10 protein-coding genes are annotated in these 18,856 nt (G+C 61.4%); all 10 read left to right on the forward strand.

Annotated elements, in window-relative coordinates; all coding sequences use genetic code 11:
* The first annotated feature begins 85 nt into the window (after nucleotides 1–85).
* The 10 genes from EO087_RS06110 (at nucleotide 86) to EO087_RS06155 (ending at nucleotide 18,805) form a co-directional block, all read left to right on the forward strand.
* Nucleotides 86–406, forward strand: coding sequence for a hypothetical protein (locus tag EO087_RS06110; RefSeq protein WP_128898091.1), 321 nt, complete (start codon nucleotides 86–88; stop codon nucleotides 404–406).
* Between the two features lie 7 nt (nucleotides 407–413).
* Nucleotides 414–782 (forward strand): GPW/gp25 family protein, encoded by a 369-nt coding sequence (locus EO087_RS06115; RefSeq protein WP_128898092.1) that lies wholly within the window; start codon nucleotides 414–416, stop codon nucleotides 780–782.
* Nucleotides 779–3,235, forward strand: coding sequence for a baseplate J/gp47 family protein (locus EO087_RS06120; RefSeq protein ID WP_128898093.1), 2,457 nt, complete (start codon nucleotides 779–781; stop codon nucleotides 3,233–3,235). Before EO087_RS06115 ends, EO087_RS06120 begins: the two co-directional genes overlap by 4 nt.
* The gene (locus EO087_RS06125; protein ID WP_128898094.1) at nucleotides 3,232–6,105 is read left to right on the forward strand and encodes a putative baseplate assembly protein; all 2,874 of its coding nucleotides are present in this window, start codon (nucleotides 3,232–3,234) and stop codon (nucleotides 6,103–6,105) included. The genes EO087_RS06120 and EO087_RS06125 overlap by 4 nt, the downstream gene beginning before the upstream one ends.
* The gene (locus EO087_RS06130) at nucleotides 6,102–8,393 is read left to right on the forward strand and encodes a hypothetical protein (RefSeq protein ID WP_128898095.1); all 2,292 of its coding nucleotides are present in this window, start codon (nucleotides 6,102–6,104) and stop codon (nucleotides 8,391–8,393) included. Before EO087_RS06125 ends, EO087_RS06130 begins: the two co-directional genes overlap by 4 nt.
* A gap of 41 nt (nucleotides 8,394–8,434) precedes the next feature.
* Nucleotides 8,435–10,954 (forward strand): DUF6519 domain-containing protein, encoded by a 2,520-nt coding sequence (locus EO087_RS06135; RefSeq protein WP_128898096.1) that lies wholly within the window; start codon nucleotides 8,435–8,437, stop codon nucleotides 10,952–10,954.
* A 15-nt stretch (nucleotides 10,955–10,969) separates the two neighbouring features.
* Nucleotides 10,970–11,881 carry a DUF6734 family protein gene (locus tag EO087_RS06140; protein ID WP_128898097.1) on the forward strand — a complete coding sequence of 304 codons (912 nt, stop codon included), beginning with the start codon at nucleotides 10,970–10,972 and terminating at the stop codon, nucleotides 11,879–11,881.
* Between the two features lies 1 nt (nucleotide 11,882).
* A complete protein-coding gene (locus EO087_RS06145; RefSeq protein ID WP_128898098.1) occupies nucleotides 11,883–13,364 on the forward strand; it encodes a DUF4157 domain-containing protein in 1,482 nt (493 codons plus the stop codon).
* Between the two features lie 126 nt (nucleotides 13,365–13,490).
* On the forward strand, nucleotides 13,491–18,152 hold the full coding sequence (locus EO087_RS06150) for a DUF4157 domain-containing protein (RefSeq protein ID WP_128898099.1): 4,662 nt from the start codon (nucleotides 13,491–13,493) through the stop codon (nucleotides 18,150–18,152).
* Nucleotides 18,149–18,805, forward strand: coding sequence for a hypothetical protein (locus EO087_RS06155; RefSeq protein ID WP_128898100.1), 657 nt, complete (start codon nucleotides 18,149–18,151; stop codon nucleotides 18,803–18,805). Before EO087_RS06150 ends, EO087_RS06155 begins: the two co-directional genes overlap by 4 nt.
* Nucleotides 18,806–18,856 lie beyond the last annotated feature (51 nt).

Raw genomic sequence — 18,856 nt, forward strand, 5'->3', positions numbered from 1 at the left:
ATGTCGATACACCACTGAGTGAGGACGCAGTCCGGCGGGCACACAGACTCGGCGCGGGCTACGCCGGGATCGTAGGGAGGCTCTAATGCCCGGCTTCCTGCTCCAGCAAGGCGCTACAGTGACCTGCGTGCATGGCGGCCAGGGCATGCCGACGGTGCCCAATGCTGCGGTCACCATCATGGGCATGCCGACTGCATGGCTGTCGGCGCCATGGAGCATCGTCGGCTGCCCCGGCATTCCGGCAGTGCCGCTGCCGCCATGCGTCAGCGCGCAATTCACCACGGGCACTACCCGCGTCACCTCGTTCGGCCAACCGCTGCTGTGCATCAGCAGCACGGCCAATTGCCTTCCGAACGGCACGCCGGCGATAGCCAGCGTCGCCCAGACGCGCGTCACGGCGCTGTGAGGCGACGATGAACCTGGCCTTCCCCTACCACTTCGACGCGACCGGGCACACCGCGCAAACCGATCCGTTGACGCACATCAGCGACATGATCGAGCAGATTCTGTTCACCTCGCCCGGTGAGCGCGTCAACCGCCCCACTTTCGGCAGCGGCACCGCGCAACTGGTGTTTTCGCCCAATAGCGATGTGCTGGCGGCGGCACAGCAGAACGTGATCCAGGCCGGTTTGCAGATGTGGCTATCCGATCTGATCCGCGTGCAGGCGGTCAACGTAGTGGTGCAGGAATCGACCTTGCAGATCACCGTGGTCTACACCGTCATCCAGACCCAGCAGCAACAGACGCAGCAGTTCGTGTACGGCGGCGGGGGCGGCTCATGATCTACTTCTGCGCGCAAAAGAATCGCCGCGATCTGGTACTGGCCAGCAACTCGCTCAACGGCATCGATTATCTGGAGGTGCCAGGCATGTGCGGCTGCGGCACCCAGTTGGCGGTGACGTTTCTCAAGGATGCGCGCGCACTGGCGCTTGCCCCAGCCAATATCGTCATCACCGGCGACACGCCTTTGCAGGTCACCGCGATCACGCCGGCCAGCGATGAAGATCCGCGGGTCATCACGGTGCAGTTGAACGAAACCGGTGATTTCTCGCGCTATACGTTTTCGCTGGTGGCAGCGCCCGATGTCGTCGATCCGCCGGAAGGACTCGACCCGCAACTGTCCACGCTGAGCTTTTCCTTCAAGGCGGGTTGCCCCACGCCGGTCGATTGTCTGCCAGCCGAGAGTTGTCCGCCGCCTGCGCAGACACCGCCCGACATCAATTATCTCGCCAAGGACTACGGCGGCTTCCTGCAGGTGATGCAAGACCGCATGTCGGTGCTGGTGCCGGGTTGGACGGAAACGCATGCGGCGGACATGGGCGTGGCAATGATGGAAGCGCTCGCCTACGCCGCCGATCACCTGAGCTACCAGCAGGACGCTGTCAGCACCGAAGCCTATTTGAATACCGCGCGCAGCCGCATTTCGTTGCGCCGTCATGCGCGGCTGGTCGATGACATGATCGGCGAAGGCTGCAATGCGCGCGTGTGGATGTATCTTGAAACACTGGCCGACGGCGTGGTCATTCCCCAGGGCACCGAATTCTACGTGCGCACACCAGGTCTGCCTGCGGTCATCGATCCGAGCAATCTGCAACAGGTGCAGTTGCTTCAAGGCAGCACGCAACCCATCTTCGCCAGCCTGCAGGCAACACAACTATTTCTGGAGCAGAACCAGATCGACTTTTATACCTGGGGCGACGCCGATTGCTGTCTTCCGGCCGGCGCTACGCAGGCGACCCTGGTTGGCCATCTGAATTCACTCGCACCCGACTCGATGCTGATCTTCCAAGAGGCGCTTGGTCCACTTACCGGCAGCCCCGACGATGCCGATCCTACCCATCGCTGGGCGGTGCGCCTGACGAGTGTTACCACGACGAATTACCAAGGGCTGCCGCTCTGCGATCCGCTCAACGGCCAACCGATCACCCGCATTGCCTGGTCAAGCGACGATGCCTTGCCGTTCCCGTTATGCCTGTCATCCACGACCTCGGCAACGGCCGGCGGGCAACCGCTGTACAACGCGAGTGTTGCACTGGGCAATATCGTGCCCGCCGATCACGGCATCTGGATTGAAAACGAATCCCTCGGCAACGTGCCCGCCGCGCCACCGGCTCCGGATGCCGACACCCGTTGCCCATGCGGCGCCACATCCAGCAGCACACCCGCACCTATCGCGCCGCTGCCGCGCTTTTATCCTGAGCTATCGCAGGCGCCGCTCACTTTCACCATCGCCTACGATGCGACCGCGCCCGCTACGGCATTTCCGATCGGTGAAGCCAGCGGCGCACTCGCGCAAATCCATCTGTTGAGCGACGACGGCCAATCCTGGCAACCGGTGGAAGATCTGTTGGCCAGCGGCCCGGAAGATGCGTTGTTCATTCCGGAAATCGAATACACCGGCGCCGTGTTCCTGCGCTTCGGCGACGATCAATACGGACAGGCTCCCGCCAGCGGCCTGAGTTTCACCGCCCATTACCGCATCGGCAACGGCAGCGTCGGCAATGTGGGGCACGACGCCATCGCCCATGTGATTTTTGCGCCTCATACCTTGCGCAGCGTGCGCAATCCGCTGGCGGCGGCAGGCGGCACCGATGCGGAGAGCATGGAGCACATTTGCCAATACGCCCCGTATGCCTTCCAAACCCAGGAACGCTGCGTCACCGAAGCGGACTACGGCAGCATGGCGGCACAGATCAGTGGCGTCGAACAAGCGCGCGGCACCCTCCGCTGGACCGGTAGCTGGTATACCGCCTTCGTCTCGGTGGAGCCGGTCACCCGCCTGACCACGCCACTGATCCGCGGCACCACACAACGCTTGAACCTGCTGCGCATGATGGGCACCGACCTGGCGGTGGAAGGCGCGGTGATGGTTGGCCTGCAGATCACCCTGCAAATCTGCGTGGATCCGGCGTACTTCCAGGGCGATGTGTATGCCGCGCTGATGCGCGTGTTCATCACCGGCAATCAATGCAACGGGCAGACGGGCCTGCTCAATGCCAGCCAATTCACCTTCGGCGAAATGGTGTACGCCAGTCCGTTGATTGCCGCGGCGCAAGCCGTGGATGGCGTGCTCTCCGCATCCCTGACCACGTTTACCCGCATGGACAACCCTTGGGTCAACGGCGTTGCGCAAGGTTATCTCGGCCTGGGACCGCTGGAGATTGCCTGCTGCGATAACGATCCGGATCACCTCGACCACGGCTTGTTCACCTTGCAAATGGACGGCGGCAAATGAACGACTGCCAGACCACCATCGAACAGCTCTGCGGCTGCTGCACCGGCATCACGTTGGAAACGCCGGAAGCGATCAGCAATCCGCCAGCCTTGCCGGCCATCGCCTATCGCGTCGGCCGCTACGCCACGTTCAATGCCAGCATGCTCGCCGAATTGTCGGAATCGGCGTTTACGCCACTGCAACTGCTTAGCACGCGCGATAGCACCGACTTCTCCATCGCCTTGATCGACAGTTGGTCCGTGGTGCTGGACATCCTCACGTTTTACCAGGAGCGCTTCGCCAACGAAGCCTTCCTGCGCACGGCCGTCGATCAACGCTCGGTGTATGAACTGTCGGCACTGATCGGTTATGTACCTTCGCCGGGTGTGGCGGCCTCGGCCATCCTCTCCTTTACGCTGCTGAACGCACCGGGTGCGCCCGACCATGTGCCGATCCCGCAAGGCTCACGCGTGCAGAGCGTGCCTGGCCCTGGCCAGACGGCGCAGGTGTTCGAAACCTCGGCCGCCATCACCGCACTGATCGACTACAACGCCCTGCCCGCACAAGCCACCGTACCGTGGCAGTTGTATGGCAGCGATACCAGCACGTGGATCCAGGGCACGTCCAACAACATCAGCGTCGGCGACGTGCTGTTGTTTGTCAGCGCCAGCCACGGCGTTCCCAGCAATACCGGTCCTGGCGATGTGCACTACGTGGTGGAAGTGAATGTCGATTCGAATGCGAAGATGATGCAGATCGTCTGGGACAGCGAACTAGTCAGCAGCTTCACCGCCGGCATGACCGCGCAACAGGTCTGCATTTACGTATTTGGCAAGAAAGTCGCGCTGTATGGTGCGCAGGCACCGAATGCGGCCAGCCTGCCGGTATCGACCACGCAGTACATCACGGGATACAACGGTTCCGGCGCCGATTGGGATTTCGACCAGTACGTCATCGGTTCGCAGATGATCAACCTGGATGCTTCGTATCCAGGGCTCAATCCTTCGACTGATGTACCGCAGTGGATCGTGCTGACTTATACGCAAAATGGATACGCGATGACGTCGTTCTTTCCGATCACGGTAGCGGCGGAATCCAATCCCAATATGTACACGCTGACCACCAAGACCACCCAGCTCACCCTCGCCATGGGCGAAAACCTGGGCGACACCATCGGTACGCAGATCGACAACATCTTGTCGACCTACGTCAGTGCCACCCGCAACGTCACTGCCTATATACAGAGTACGCAGCTAACGCCGGCCAACCTGCCCTTGGCACAGTGGAACGACAACCCCGCTTATGCGATTCCCGCCGGCATGCAGGCGCCGGTGGCCGGCAGCAGTTTGACCACACCCGGCGCCGCGCCCATCGCAGCGGGACAGCCGGGCCTGCTGATAGCTGTCGCGGGGGCCAGCATTACGGTCAACGGCGGACAACAGATCGCGGTGGGCCAGCCGATTGGCGTTTCCGGACTGCGTGCGCGTCTGCAAGTGCTGCCCTCGGCGGGAGCCACTTTCACGCCCGCGCAATCCACCGCTTCGCTCACCGTGGCGGACAATCAGATCTTCCTGGTGAATGTGTATCCGCCCACCGTTCCCACCGGCGGCGGCACACCGAATTGGAGCGTGCAAACCTTGAGCGGCATTCAGGGTACGCTGCAAGTCGCCAACAGCTACGTGCAACTGCTGCCCGCATCAAGCAGCGACCCATCGGCAGGCGAAGCGGCCATGGTCAACGCCGTCACGGTGGACGGTGATCTCACCACCCTGGGCTTGCTGTCGCCGCTGAATGGTCTTTACGACGCCACCACCGTCAACGTGAACGCAAACGCGGTGATGGCGACCAACGGCCAGACCGTGCAGGAAATCCTCGGCTCCGGCAACGCAGCCAACAGCGCTTTGCAGTTCACGCTCAAGCAACCGCCGCTGACCTACGTCACCGCACCCACCGGCAATGGCACGCAATCGACGCTGCAAGTGTGGGTGAACAATCTGCAATGGCAGGAAGTGCCCAATCTGTTGTCGTCAGGTCCGGCCGATCGCGTCTACACCACCTCGATCAATGCCAGCGGCGCGACCGTGGTGCGATTCGGCAACGGTACCGAGGGCGCGTGCCCGCCAACCGGGCAGAACAATATCCGCGCCGTGTATCGCTCGGGCATCGGTAGTGGCGGCATGGTCGCAGCCGGCCAGCTTTCGCAACCGCTGGATCGTCCGCAAGGGCTGATGTCGGTCACCAATCCCAGCCCCGCTTCAGGTGCGGCTGATCCAGCAACCGCCCCTGAAGCACGCGCCAGCGCGCCGCTGCCAACCTTGACCATCGGCCGCATTGTGTCGCTGGAGGATTACCAGAACTTCGCACTCAATTTCGCCGGCATTGCCAAGGCCGTGGCGGCCTGGGCGTATTACAACGGCCGTTGCAGCATCTTCCTCACGGTGGTCGGCGCCAATGGCGCAACGTTCGCAGCGGACGATCCCGTCATCATCAGCCTGACTAAAGCGCTGCGCACGTATGGAAATCCCTATGTACCGCTGAACGTGGTGTCGTACGTGCCGATCCATTTCCAGATCGTCGCGAATATCGATATCGACGAGACCGACTACGATCCGAACCAGGTCATGGCGCAGGTGTGGCAAAACCTCGGCAACGCTTTTGCCTTTGATCAACTCGAATTAGCGCAAAACGTCGCCGCCAGCACGATTGTCCAGATCATTCAACAAACACCCGGCGTGATCGCCTTGCAATTGCAAGGCTTGTTCCCCAGCGGCAGCCCCAGCACGACGGTACCCGCACAACTTTGCGCCGCCGGCGCCATGCCGCCGCAGGGCGCGCAGATGCTGCTGCTTGATCCTGCTTCGCAAGGCAATCTCGGAATCTGGTCGCCATGAGCCTCGACGCTGCCCAGCTGTTCGCCTTGATGCCCGCGGTGTATCGCGACCGTGATGCCGCCAACGGCGGCCCGCTGCAGGCGCTGTTCGCGGTGCTGGCCTCGCAGTCTGCGATCGTTGAACACAATATCCAGCAGCTTTACGACGATCAATTCATCGAAACCTGTGCGCCATGGGTGATTCCGTATATCGGCGACCTGATCGGCTACAACTCGATCTACCAGACCCGCGCCAGCGTCGACAGCCGTGCCGAAGTCGCCAATACCATCGGCTATCGCCGCCGCAAAGGCACCCAGATCGCGCTGCAGCAAGTGGCCATGGATGTATCTGGCCGTGCGGCGGTGATCGTGGAGGCATTCAAGCGGCTGATCGTCAACGAGAGCATGCGCCATCCACGACCGCATCACGACGCCACGCTCAATCTCCGCCACGGGCTCGCGCTGTCGTATCTGGATACGGCGTTCGACACCAGCTCCCGTACCATCGACGTGCGGCGCATCGCGCCGAGAATCCGCACCGTCGCCGATCCCGATCCGGTCTCGCTGGATATCGATCTGCATGGCCCGGGCCGCTTCAACATTCCCGATATAGCCGTCTATCTGTGGCGCTGGAAAAACTGGCTGATCACGCGGGCGGCTGCCTACGTCGTCGATGCGCGGCGTTTCCACTTCCATGCGTTGGGCGTGGACACGCCCCTGTTCTCGCAACCGCCGGTGATGACGGCGCCATTCAGCCGCTTGAACACGCGCGTGGATGTGCCGCAGCCGATCGGCCGCGAAGAATTCGCGCGCCGCATGAGCGCCTTCTATGGCCCCAGCCTGATGCTGTATGCCGATGGCGTGCCGGTGGATATCGGCATGATCCGCTGCGCCAATCTTGCCGATCGCCCGGGCGGCGCATGGTGCACCGTCGCTGCGGGAAAGATCGCGATCGATCCGGAATTGGGCCGCATTCAATACGCTGCGGATCTGCAACCGCCGCAATCGCTGTGCGTGAGCTACAACTACGGTTTCCCCGCTGCGATCGGCGGCGGCCCCTACGATCGCAGCAGCAGCCTCGAGCAACAGTCATCCACCCAGGCGCCGGCACAGGCCGACTTCTTCGCTCAGGTCGGCACGGTGGCCACACCCACGCTGGAAGCCGCCGTGACGCTGTGGAATCTGCAACCCGCCGGCACCACCGGCATCATCGTGCTCGCCGGCTTCGCACGCTACGCCATCGATCTGACCGGCGCCAACGCGATCCAGATGCCATCGGGCAGCGGCCTGGCTATCGTCGCCGCCGAACCGGTGCCGGCCGGCGGCCCGCGCGAAGTGATCTGGAATCAAGCCTGCGTGACCCTGGATGGCAACCTACAAATCACCGGCACCCCCGGCGCGGGTCTGCCGGAAGGTGAAACACCGCCGCCAGGGCAACTGCTGATCAACGGCGTGTGGATAGCCGGACAGCTACGCATCGACGGCGCAGCGGTATCGGTGCAGATCGCCGATACCACCCTGGTACCCGGCTTGGATGCGGCCAGTCCCGGGCTATCCGCGGGTGAGCCGAGCATCACGCTACGCGGTGACAGCAGCGTGTGCCTGGCGCGCTGCATCAGCGGACCGATCTACGCGGATATCGCCGGCAGCGTGCGCATCTGCGGGAGCATTGTCGATGCCACCTCGCCCTGCTGCGTGGCTTACGCAGGCGCGGATGGCTGTTCGGCGGGCGCTGACCTGCACGTCGAAGACAGCACCGTGATCGGCAAGCTGCATACCCGCACCCTGCGGTTGGCCTCCAACACGATCTTCTTTGCCCGCACCGGTTGCCACGATCCCTGGCCAGCCGCCATCTGGTGCAGCCGTCGCCAGGTCGGTTGCGTGCGTTTCTGCTATCTGCCGTTCGATTCGATCACGCCACGTCGCTACGAATGCCTGCCACCGGACGCCGACCGTGGCCGCGCCTTCGATCCGACGTTCATCACGCTGCGCTTCGGCCATCCATCGTATGCCTTGCTCAGCGGCGATGTGCCGATGGCGATATGGACCGGTGCGGACAACGGTTCCCAAATCGGCGTGTACGACCAGATTCAGGAAACGCAGGCGGTGTCCAACGTGCGGATCCGCACGCCGGAATACCTGCCGGTTTCTTTGCAAAGCGGCATTTTCCTTAACCCATCGCGCAGCTTGCTGCGGCCACGTACACCACCGCTTGCTTACGGCTACGGTGTGCGCGCGGTGAAGTCCTGCTGCGATGGCGAGGATGGCGACGACGGCGTTTGGTTCGGCATCGGTGTTGGCCTGTTGTAGGCCACTTATCCACGACAACATCTGCGGACAAGGTGCGGGTTATGAAAGGTGACTTCAGCCGGATCCGATTCAACCGCGGCAGGCACTACACCGCCGTACTGCAACAGCAAGGCCGGGTCGAACTCGATGCGGACGCCAACGAGCAGCGCATGATTGACGGCTACCTGCGCCGCGCCGAAACCGTCGACGTGATCGGCGAGTACGGCACCCCCATGGACGACCCAGGCTTTGCGATCAGCGTGACCGCCCGTGGCGAAATCCGCATCGGCAAAGGCCGCTATTACGTCGCCGGCCTGCTATGCGACAACCTCCATCACCAGCATTACGACGACCAGCCCTATCTGCTCGACGCCAGCTACAGCAGCACGGAGTTGCTGGAAGCGCTGTCGCAAGCCGATAGCGATGCCTGTCTGTGTGTCTATCTGGAAGTATGGCAGCGACTGGTTACGGCGCTCGATGACCCCTGTCTCGGCGAGCCCGCATTGGGTCAGGCCGATACCACCGCACGCGTACAAACCGTATGGCGGGTGGTGGCGAGTCTGGATCAGCCCACTCAAGACAACAATGCCTTCAATGAGGCAAACAACGCCCTGGCACCCGGTGGGGTACTCAAGATCGAGCATGACCTCAAGCGCATGCCGATCGACAACGGCAATGTCGGTGTCGGGATCCAACGTGGCAGCGGCGATGCAGGCAGCACCTCGTCCTCATCTTCCTGCTCATGCAAAGCGATGTACGCCAAACCGCAACGGCTCGAACCAGGCACGATGAGCGCGCAAACCGCCCCAGCCACCGGCGATTGTGGTTGCCAGCCGATTCCCGCCGCCGGTTATGTCGGGCTGGAAAACCAGTTGTATCGCGTGGAGATTCACCAAGCGGGAGACCCGACATCGGCCACCTTCAAATGGTCACGCGAAAACGGTTCGGTGGTGGTTGCCATCCAGTCGGTGTCTGGCAGCAGTGTGGTCGTCAACAGCCTGGGACCGGATGCGAACCTCGGTTTCCAGCAAGGCCAATGGGTGGAAATCAGCGACGACACCTATCTGTTCGGCGACACGCCGAACCAGCCGGGACTGCTGTATCAAATCCAGCACATCGAACCGTCCACGCTCACCGTCACCATGACCACGACGGTGCAGCCGGTGAATACGTCGCGCAACGCGCGCATGCGGCGGTGGGACCAGGCCGGCCCTTCGGCCAGCGCCAGTGGCATCGCCCTTTCCAGTAACTGGATCGCCCTGGAAAACGGCATCCAAGTGTGTTTCGGCAGCGGCAACTTCACCCGTGGCGATGCCTGGACCATCCCCGCGCGCGCCGCTACCGGACAAATCGATTGGCCACCCTGCGGCGGTAACGGCAAGACCTATCAGCTGCCGCATATCGCTACGATCCATCGCGCGCCGCTGGCCTGTATTCACGCCAACACGCTGGATCAATATGCCAACACGGACAACAGCTCGCCCTTCACCATCGACGATTGCCGCCGGCAGTTCCCCAATCTGACCGATCTGACCGCCGATGCCAACGCCAAGGCGATTCACATCACCCAGATCAACTGGACCAACGACGACGCCATGACGCTGGATACGTTGATCAAGAACGGATTGGTCGTGACGTTCGACAGCGCATTGAATTGCCCGCTGACGCCCGCGAATTTCATCATCACGCTGGAAACAGCGATCATTCTGGAACGCGCCACCGATAACAACGTACATGCGTACTACGCCTTTAGCGAGCAGAACAGCAATAGTCCAACCACCCCCTCGAAGGCGAATCTCGCGGACGCAAAATTCGACGCTGTGGAACGCCCCACGCCGACCGCATTTCGCAGCCCGGACATCATCGATTCGAAACTGACGCAAAAGAAAGACGTGGTGTCCTGGACCCTGCCCTATAAAGACGTCAGCACATTGCAGGATCTGGATCTGATCGCCCTCAACGCCGCATTGGTGCCCGGTCTCGAATACAACTGGCCTGGGCGAGTACGCGTCAAACTTCCCGGACACAGCCTGTACGCAGCGGGGCGCGGCAATACCGGCACGCTGTATTTGGACGGACAGGCTTTTGGCCAGACCGCGCGCACGGCGGACAACTCACGCGATCGCATCGACCTGCAATTTCCCACCGGCAACAGCGACAAGGCCAGCGATTTCGAAAGCTGGTTCTATCTGTATCCGGTGCTCGCCGTGACCGAAGTAGACCTCACCTATTCGGCCATGACGGTTCAGGACAACGGCACGCCCACAGTGATATCGACCACACCTGCCGCGACCACCCAACCGATCGTGCAGCAGGCAACGATCTATCTGAACTATACGGCCATCGCGCCGGCCACCATCCATCTCTCGCTCAATGGCGACGCCACCGTTGCCAGCGTGCCGTCGACCGTGCAGGTGAAGGCTGGCGACGCTTCCGTCACGGTTACCGTCACTCTCAGCGGCGTACCCGCCGAAGGCGTGACCGACACGTTCGCCTTGAGTGCGGCCATCAACACCGCTCTGGGCACCGCAGCGGCGCAGACCGCGTCGTTCACGGTCACCGGCCAAATCGTCTTTACCTAAGGACCCTCTAATACCATGCCTATGCGCGCCGTCTGGTCATTCTGGAGCAAGCCATTCTTCGCCTTTAAAGGGCGCATCTGGCGCGAACCCGTGCATCATCTGCTTGCATGGGGTCTATCGCTGCGGCTGGCGCGCCAGCACTATCCGGATACGATGCTGGTCACCGATGAAGCCGGTGCGGATTTGCTGGTGGATCGCCTGGGCCTTTCCTTCGCGCAAGTATCCACCGAACTGGAAAACCTGCGCCGCGCCGACGTCGGCTGGTGGGCCTTGGGAAAGCTCTACGCCTACAGCATCCAGGACCGCCCGTTCGTCCACATCGACACCGATGTGTTTCTCTGGAAGGCTTTGCCAAGCCGACTGATTCAAACACCGGTGTTTGCGCAATGCCCCGAAGCGCATGCATTGGAGGAAGCCTGCGGTCCGCGCGATATGGAATGGGCGTTCGGCAAACATCAATTGGTGCTGCCGGCGGAATGGGAGTGGTACCGGTCGCAGCCTTATAACGGCTTTCGCGAGGAAAATTGCGGCATCCTGGGTGCGCAAAGGGTGGATTTCATCCGCTACTACGCGCAGCTTGCGCTGGATGTCGCCATGAATCCCCGCAACTTGCCAGCGTGGACCGAACTGCCGCACAAATCCGGCTACAACATGATGATCGAGCAATTCTTGCTCGCAGCCTGCCTGGACTATCACCGCTTTCATCCGGACTCGCCTTATCGCGGTGTGCACGCCCGCTATCTTTTTCCAAGCTGGAACGACGCGTTCGACCCGCAGAAAGCGGCCCGGGCCGGTTATACGCATTTGCTAGGTGATGCGAAGCACAACGTGCTGGTGACACAACGCCTGGAACAACGCATGAAAAGCGAAGATCCGGCGTTCTATCGGCATTGTGTAGAACTGGACCGACGCAGCATGAGCGCGTGACATGCGCAGAAGCCCGTTCCGTCCGTCGCGTGACCTGATTCGCCCAGCATCGACCCTGGCGAAAAAGCCAGGCACGATCAGCGCCGCGCCACGACCGGCCTTACATGAACCACACGTGGCAACGCTGGGAGGCACGGCGACGCCTTCGCGGCTTGGCAGCATTCCGCTATCGGCGCCCGGGGAACGCAGTATGGATACCGCCGAAGCGTCGCTGCCTGCACTGATCCGGCACGCCACCCGCACACCGGGCCAAGCACTGCCAAGCGGCGCGCGCCAGTCGTTCGGCCTGCGCCTGAATACGGACTTCAGCGATGTGCGCATCCACACCAGTGATAGCGCCGCCAGGGTCGCGCAAACCCTGCAGGCCCAGGCATTTACCGTCGGCCACGACATCGTGTTCGGCGCCGACCAGTATCGACCCGATTCGACCCAAGGCCAGCACCTGCTGGCGCACGAACTGGCACACGTGGCGCAACCCAAGCTGTCCGGCACACCGATGCTCAGCCACCCTGGCGACGCCAGCGAACGCGAGGCCGATCAGGCTGCGGATCAGGTGCTGCAGGGCGAACACGTCGCACCCAAGGCAACCGCCAGCGCGACCGTGCAACGCAGCCCGGCACCGGCGGCACAACACGCGACACAACCGCCACTCGGTGACCAGATGCTCAACAACGCCTCGCCCTTTATGGCAGCAGCGCTCGGTTCCACCACACTGAGCGATTTCGATACCGGCAAGGCGGTGTTGAAACCGGCACATCTGAAAGAGTTGGGCAAGACCGCACACAACATCGAGCAACTTCTGCGCCAATACCCGCAATCCACGCTGACCATCATTGGCCACACCGATACGGTCGGCACCGAGGAACACAACCTGCAACTCGGGCAACAGCGCGCCGACGCCACCGCCGATGCACTGAAGAGCCTGGGCGTGCCCGACGCCATCATGCACACCACCAGCGTTGGCGAAGGCGGAGCCCAAGCAGTCAAGACCAAGGACGAAATCCCCCATGCGCAGAACCGGCGGGTCGAGGTGCGCTTTGAACTCAAGGAAGGTTTCCATGCAAATTTGCTACCCAAACCAGAGGCCAGGGCGAAAGACAAACCGGTGGATTTTTTCGAGCACCCCAAGCCACGGATCGACCTCACATACCATCCGCCGCTAGGGCTGGAGAACAAACCTCCGCGCGTACTCGACGCCGCACTGAAGCCGCTACCGCCGGACCTGCGCAAACCGCAGGCGAACTCGGCGCTGGATATCGTCTGCAAGCATGTGGTCGATCCGGTCATCGATACCGTCGCGCATGCCCTGCCCAAAGACGTTCGCGACAAGCTCAAGAGCGCGGCGCGCGACGGCGTAAAAACCGGCGTGGCGAAGATGGCGCGCATGGCGGCGGAAGGCGCCGGCCTGAAAGACCCGCAAGGATTGGACGCGATCGAGAAGGCGACCGAGGCCGCCATCCAGGAAAAGGGGCGCACGCCATGATCAGTACGCAACACAAACAGTTCCCTCTCCCCGCGTGCCCCGGAGGGGAGAGGGAGTTATCGCAACGCGGGGAAACCTCAATATCTGGATTCGTGCCATTTCAGCACGATGTAGTCGCGTGACGACATGGGCGCACCATCCGCCACCGCGATCAAAGGCCCTGCCCCACCGACCCGACAAGCCGCGCATGCACAGACCAAGGCCACGCCCAAGCCACACGCTGTCGCACACCTGCTACCGGAAACAGCCGCTCCAGTCGTAGCACCGCCCTCGTGCTCGGCGATACCGGCCCTTGCACCGGGAGAAAGCACAGACCCAGGCAGCGATGACACACCGATCTTCCTGCAGCGCAAATGCGCGGCATGCGCGACGGAAGACGAGGAAGCGGTAAACGTCCAGCGCCAGATCTCCGTCATGCCGGAACCGCTCTGGCTACAGCGAAAATGCAGCCAATGCGAAAACGAGGAAGAACAGCAGACCGAGCTGCAGCGCAAGCCTTCCAACACTTCCATCACCCGCGCCTCGCAACATGAGCGACTGGTGCGCGAAGCGCTCGCTCGCAGCCAAGGCGAACCATTGTCGCCACCCATACGCCTGCTGATGGAAAGCGCTTATAGCGTACGCTTGGACAACGTCCGCATTCATCACGACGCGCTAGCGCAACAGGCCAGCGACGCCGTGGCGGCACACGCCTTCACCGTCGGGCAATCGATCTATTTCGCTGCGGGGCGCTATCAGCCCAACACGCGTAGCGGCCGTGAATTGCTCGCGCACGAACTGGCGCACGTGGTGCAAAACCGCAACCCTGCGGCACCCGCGTCGACGCACAAGCGCGCCTTGCAAGTGAGCCAAGCGCAGGCGCCGGCGGAGATCGAGGCCGATGCAGCGGCCAAGGCGGTGATCGCGGGACGTCCCTTCCACGTGCGTGGCAGCGCGCAAGCCAGCCTGCATCGCAAGGAGAAGGATGCACTTGGGCAACTCGTCGACTGGGGCAAGACCCGCATCGACGAGGCCGAATCGGCGGTGGCGACCGGTGTGGAGGACGTCGTCAAATACACCGGCGAGCAGGTGATGAAACTGCTGCGCAGCGTTGCACCCGAACTGGCGGCGATCATCGATGAAGGACCGGTGACCTTCGCCAAGCGCAAGGTTTCCGAGGCGCTGGATGCGCATCTTCCCGCTGCCATGGGCGGATTCAGTGTCAGCGACATGGCCAAGGGAGTGACATCGTGGTTCAGCGAAGCGGGCAGCTTTATCAAAAACCTGCTGAAAGGCGATTCCGATGCATGCAAGAGCTTCACTCACTTCATGCACACCTTGTCCGGTTACGTCGGCAAGCTGATTGATAATCCGGTGATCGATGCCATGACCGGTGCGCTCACCAAAGTCAACGATTTTGTCGTCAAACTGCTGAAGCTGATCGGCGAACCGCTATTCGATGGTTTGAAATCGGTTGTTTCCGGCGCATGGTCGGCGATCAAGAAAGTAGCCTCCACCCTTTCCGGCTGGTTCACCGCGGCGAAGAATGCATTGGGCGCGGCCTGGACCGAACTGATGAAACTGCTCGGCTTCGACGGCAGTAGCGAAGACGGCGTATGGAGCTGGATCAAGGAACAAGCCGGCAAGGTGTGGGACAGCATCAAGGCCGCCGTGGCGCCCGCACTGGAACCGCTGAAGAAAATCGCCTCGGTAGTGGCGCTGCTCACACCGATGGGTCAGATCCACGCCATCGTCAAGTACGGCCCGAAACTGGTGCAGGTGGTGCAATGGATCTGGAACAACGGATTGTCGCCAGAAAAAATCCGCGAAGCACCCGCCGAAATACGCGGCATGCTGGAAAGTCTGCACAGTGGCGTAAGTGGCTTCAAAAACATCCTGAAGACCGGCCTGGACTGGCTGTCCGAAAAACTGTCCGCCCTTGGCGATGCCGTGTTGAACACGGCCAGCACAGTCACGGGACTGCCCCTGCTCAGCTTTGCGCACAACCTGTTCAATGACGCGCGCAACGAATTGAACACCTTGGTCACCTATGTAAAGAAAGGCGCCGAGGATAGTTTCAAAGCCATTGTCGATGCGGAAGACAAGGCCGAGAAATTCATCGCACCCTACAAGGAAGTCATTTCCAGCCTGATCCTGGCGATAGCGTCGCCGCCGATGATTCCGGTGATCCTTGCCGGTTGGGGATGGCGTGCGTTGCCGCGCTGCGTGAAGGTACCGATCCTCGATTTCATTCTCGACATCGCGATCAAGGCGGTCGCCAAAATACCGGCGCTGCCTACGTTCGATTTGCTCTGGCCGCTGCTGAAACCGGCGGTGCTCGGCTTCCTGGAAACCTTGCGCGCTGCCTCGGATGAGGTGAAGGAAAAAGTCTCCAACAAGCTGGCCAAACTGATCAGCGGCGCCAGTCCCGCCTTCCTGATCGCGTTTGTGAAAGGTTTTGCAAAAGGTGTGTGGGACGGCATCACCGATCCGATCAAAGCGATCCTGATGGTGCTCAACGGCCTGGATGCGGCCACCCAGTATTTGTTGAGCCTGGCCGGCATGGAAGACAAAGAGAAGTACAGCCGCTTCGACACCAGCGATGAAGTCGAGCTGGAAAAACAGGAGCCCGTGGTAGCGCAAAAGAAGTCGCTGGTTGCGGAGAAACCGGCGACGCAAGCCACACCTATGGCAGGTGGCGATCTCGCCGAAGTCACCCGCATGGCCAAGGATGCCGCGCAGGAATTGCAACCCGACGTAGACGTGGTGAAATCCGGTTTTTGGGACGCCGTGCAGGAGTACTTCAACGGCGGCAGCATGAGTTTCACCGACATGACTCAGCGTCTGTCGGCGGCCTGGGACGCCGCCAAGGAAAAAATCCGCGCTGGCGGCGCGTGGCTGGCCTCGCAATTAATGCAATTCTTCGGCGGCAGCGGCGAAGGCGACGAAACCAAGGTCGGCGATCAGGTCGGCCAGCTCACCGGCAACCTTGTACTACAAGCGGTGCTCGACCTTGTCACTGCCGACACTTGGACGCTCGGCGGCCCCATCCTCAAGGCCATTGCCAAATTCATCAACTGGCCGATGGAGGCCATGGGCGAAGTCTTCAAACTCTTCAAGAGCCTCGGCAAGCTCCTGCTCGATGGCCTGAAGCGGTTGGGCTCGGCGATCAAGGAATCGGCCGGCGGCGCATTCCGCGCGGTATCCAAGGCCATCGGCCATATCGGCGAGAAGCTGATGGCCATGGGCGAACGCATCATCGGCAAGCTGGGCGGCAAGGCGGCGCGTGCTGAAAGCAAAGCGATTGGGGCATTGGAAAAACAAGCACTGGAAAAGGAAGGCGCGAAGCTGGGCGAGCACGAGGCCGCCAAGGTAACCGGCGCTGGCAAAGCCGTGGAAGGAAAACTTCCCGAAGCCAAGGCGCCGCATGAAGGTGAATTCAAACCTAAGCAATCCAGCGCAGGTGGTGAAGCCGCGACCAAGGCGGAGCGCGAAGCATCGGCCAAGGAAACCGGCCACATCGAAAGCAAAAAACTCTCCAAGCCCGAGCTGCACAACGAAACCGAAATGCTTTCCGAGCATCCCGGCATGCTGGAAGGCACGCCACCAAACCGTCGTGCCAAGGTCGGTGAGCACGAATGGATCGAACAACCCATGGAAAACGGCAAATGCAGGTTCTGCCGCCATTCCAGTCCGGTTTGCGTGGATACGCCGGAGTTGCGTACCGACGCCATGAAACACGCGGAAGAAGCTGCCGCGGATATGCGGAACAAGGCGCAACTCGCCGCCGACGAAGCTGCCGCCGCGCGTCAGAAAGCACTGGCACACCCTGATCTCAGCAAAGAAAACCGCGAACTGCTGGAGGCGCAGTTCAAGAACGCGAACGAACGCGCCAAGACAGCCCGTGAGGAGCTGTCTGCTGCCCAGAAGGAACGTGACAGTGTCAAGGGGATCTCCGGAAAGGCCGCGACCGAACAAAGGAAAGCAGCGAAGGCAAAAATCCAGCAGATGGAACGGGAGCTTGCTGCCGCCGAACATGATGCCGCTGCATCGCGCCGGCTTCTGGATGAACGCAAACAGATGTTCGCCAAGGCCGAAGAAGCCGAGGCACGCGCCGCGACCGCAGCGAACGAGGCCGGCAGAGTCGGCGCAGAGACTACCGAGCAGCGCACGCTGACCGACGCAGTAGAAAAAGCCGAGGAAAAGTTGCGGCAGTTGCACGAAAAAAACAAGCTCAGCAAATCATTCATGCGGCCAGTTTCCGGGGGAGAAATACTCCGTGCCGAGATGGAGCGCAATGCCGCCCTCAAAAAACTGCAGGATCGCGTCGAGAAATCGCTCGGACTTACCTCGGAGGTCGTTGACGATCTCCGCCGCAAGGCACCTTTTGGTGCTGCCGGTGGCGCCGAACGATTCCGCGACTTCCTGGACAGCATGGCCCCTGGAAGCAAGGGACCAGGCGGCAAGTATCGTGATTATGTGACCGGCCTGCTCCACGACACGAAAGATCTGCACATCGACCATATCGTGCCCTTCAACGATATCGTGCGCATGCCTGGCTTCGCCAAGCTCAATCCCGACAACCGCCATATTCTCTTGGACCTGAAAGAAAACTTGGCCTATCTGGAAGGTAAACTGAATTCGTCCAAGCAGGAAAAATCGTTGGCACAATGGTTCGCGGGCAGAGCCGATCTGGTGAAAGCCCAAGGAGCGGGGCGCATCGGCGAATTGGCAAAAGTCGAGACCGATGCCAGACAAGCCCTGGAAAAGAAACTGCAGGAGCTGCTTGAGAAACAAGGTCCTCCATGACACAGAGTATTGTGCTCGACCATCGGCGCCTTATCGCCCAGTGCGCGTCCGAATACGACACCATGGCGCATTCGCTGTTGTCGCGCCTTAAAGCCTTGCACGAGCAAGGCCCTGCATTGAACCCCGGATCGCTGATCGATTTCGGCTGGTCGCTGTTGCAGATCCAAGCCCATCCGCAGCACTGGGTCGTTTGCGAGCCCGCTTACGATAGCGACCCCATCACCTGGCGGCCCGAGGTGAATGAAACACTATGGGTGATGCAACAACAAGCCACCCTGCTCGCCGAGCTAAACCTGGTATCCGGCCAACGCACGCGTGGCGATCAATGGCTGTGGTTGCAACCGGATGCGCTGACTGCACCAGACGTCTATCTAAACCGCTCCGAACCTTCCCATGCACAAGATAGCGGTTGGTATATCCGTGCCGATACAACGACAAACCAAAAGGGCGACTCGCGCGCACGCGCCATCATGGCCGGCACTCTGGCGAGATACAAACCGGAATGGCTTGGCGTGCTGGCACTGCCGATCGGATGCCTGGCGCGCTTCGAACAAAATCACCTTACGGCGATCTTCGATGCGCGACAGCAGCGTATCTATTCAACCCAAGCTAAACCCATCCGATTACACACATCCGAAACATCAGATGAGTGACCCCCTCTCCCGGAGGGAGAGGGTGCCGGCAGGCGGGTGAGGATCCGGGCG

It is taken from the genome of Dyella sp. M7H15-1 (assembly GCF_004114615.1).
GTDB lineage: Bacteria > Pseudomonadota > Gammaproteobacteria > Xanthomonadales > Rhodanobacteraceae > Dyella_B.

Coding starts and splice junctions, on each gene's coding strand:
- EO087_RS06110 (WP_128898091.1), top strand. CDS start 86: ATGCCCGGCTTCCTGCTCCAGCAAGGCGCTACAGTGACCTGCGTGCAT.
- EO087_RS06115 (WP_128898092.1), top strand. CDS start 414: ATGAACCTGGCCTTCCCCTACCACTTCGACGCGACCGGGCACACCGCG.
- EO087_RS06120 (WP_128898093.1), top strand. CDS start 779: ATGATCTACTTCTGCGCGCAAAAGAATCGCCGCGATCTGGTACTGGCC.
- EO087_RS06125 (WP_128898094.1), top strand. CDS start 3,232: ATGAACGACTGCCAGACCACCATCGAACAGCTCTGCGGCTGCTGCACC.
- EO087_RS06130 (WP_128898095.1), top strand. CDS start 6,102: ATGAGCCTCGACGCTGCCCAGCTGTTCGCCTTGATGCCCGCGGTGTAT.
- EO087_RS06135 (WP_128898096.1), top strand. CDS start 8,435: ATGAAAGGTGACTTCAGCCGGATCCGATTCAACCGCGGCAGGCACTAC.
- EO087_RS06140 (WP_128898097.1), top strand. CDS start 10,970: ATGCCTATGCGCGCCGTCTGGTCATTCTGGAGCAAGCCATTCTTCGCC.
- EO087_RS06145 (WP_128898098.1), top strand. CDS start 11,883: ATGCGCAGAAGCCCGTTCCGTCCGTCGCGTGACCTGATTCGCCCAGCA.
- EO087_RS06150 (WP_128898099.1), top strand. CDS start 13,491: ATGGGCGCACCATCCGCCACCGCGATCAAAGGCCCTGCCCCACCGACC.
- EO087_RS06155 (WP_128898100.1), top strand. CDS start 18,149: ATGACACAGAGTATTGTGCTCGACCATCGGCGCCTTATCGCCCAGTGC.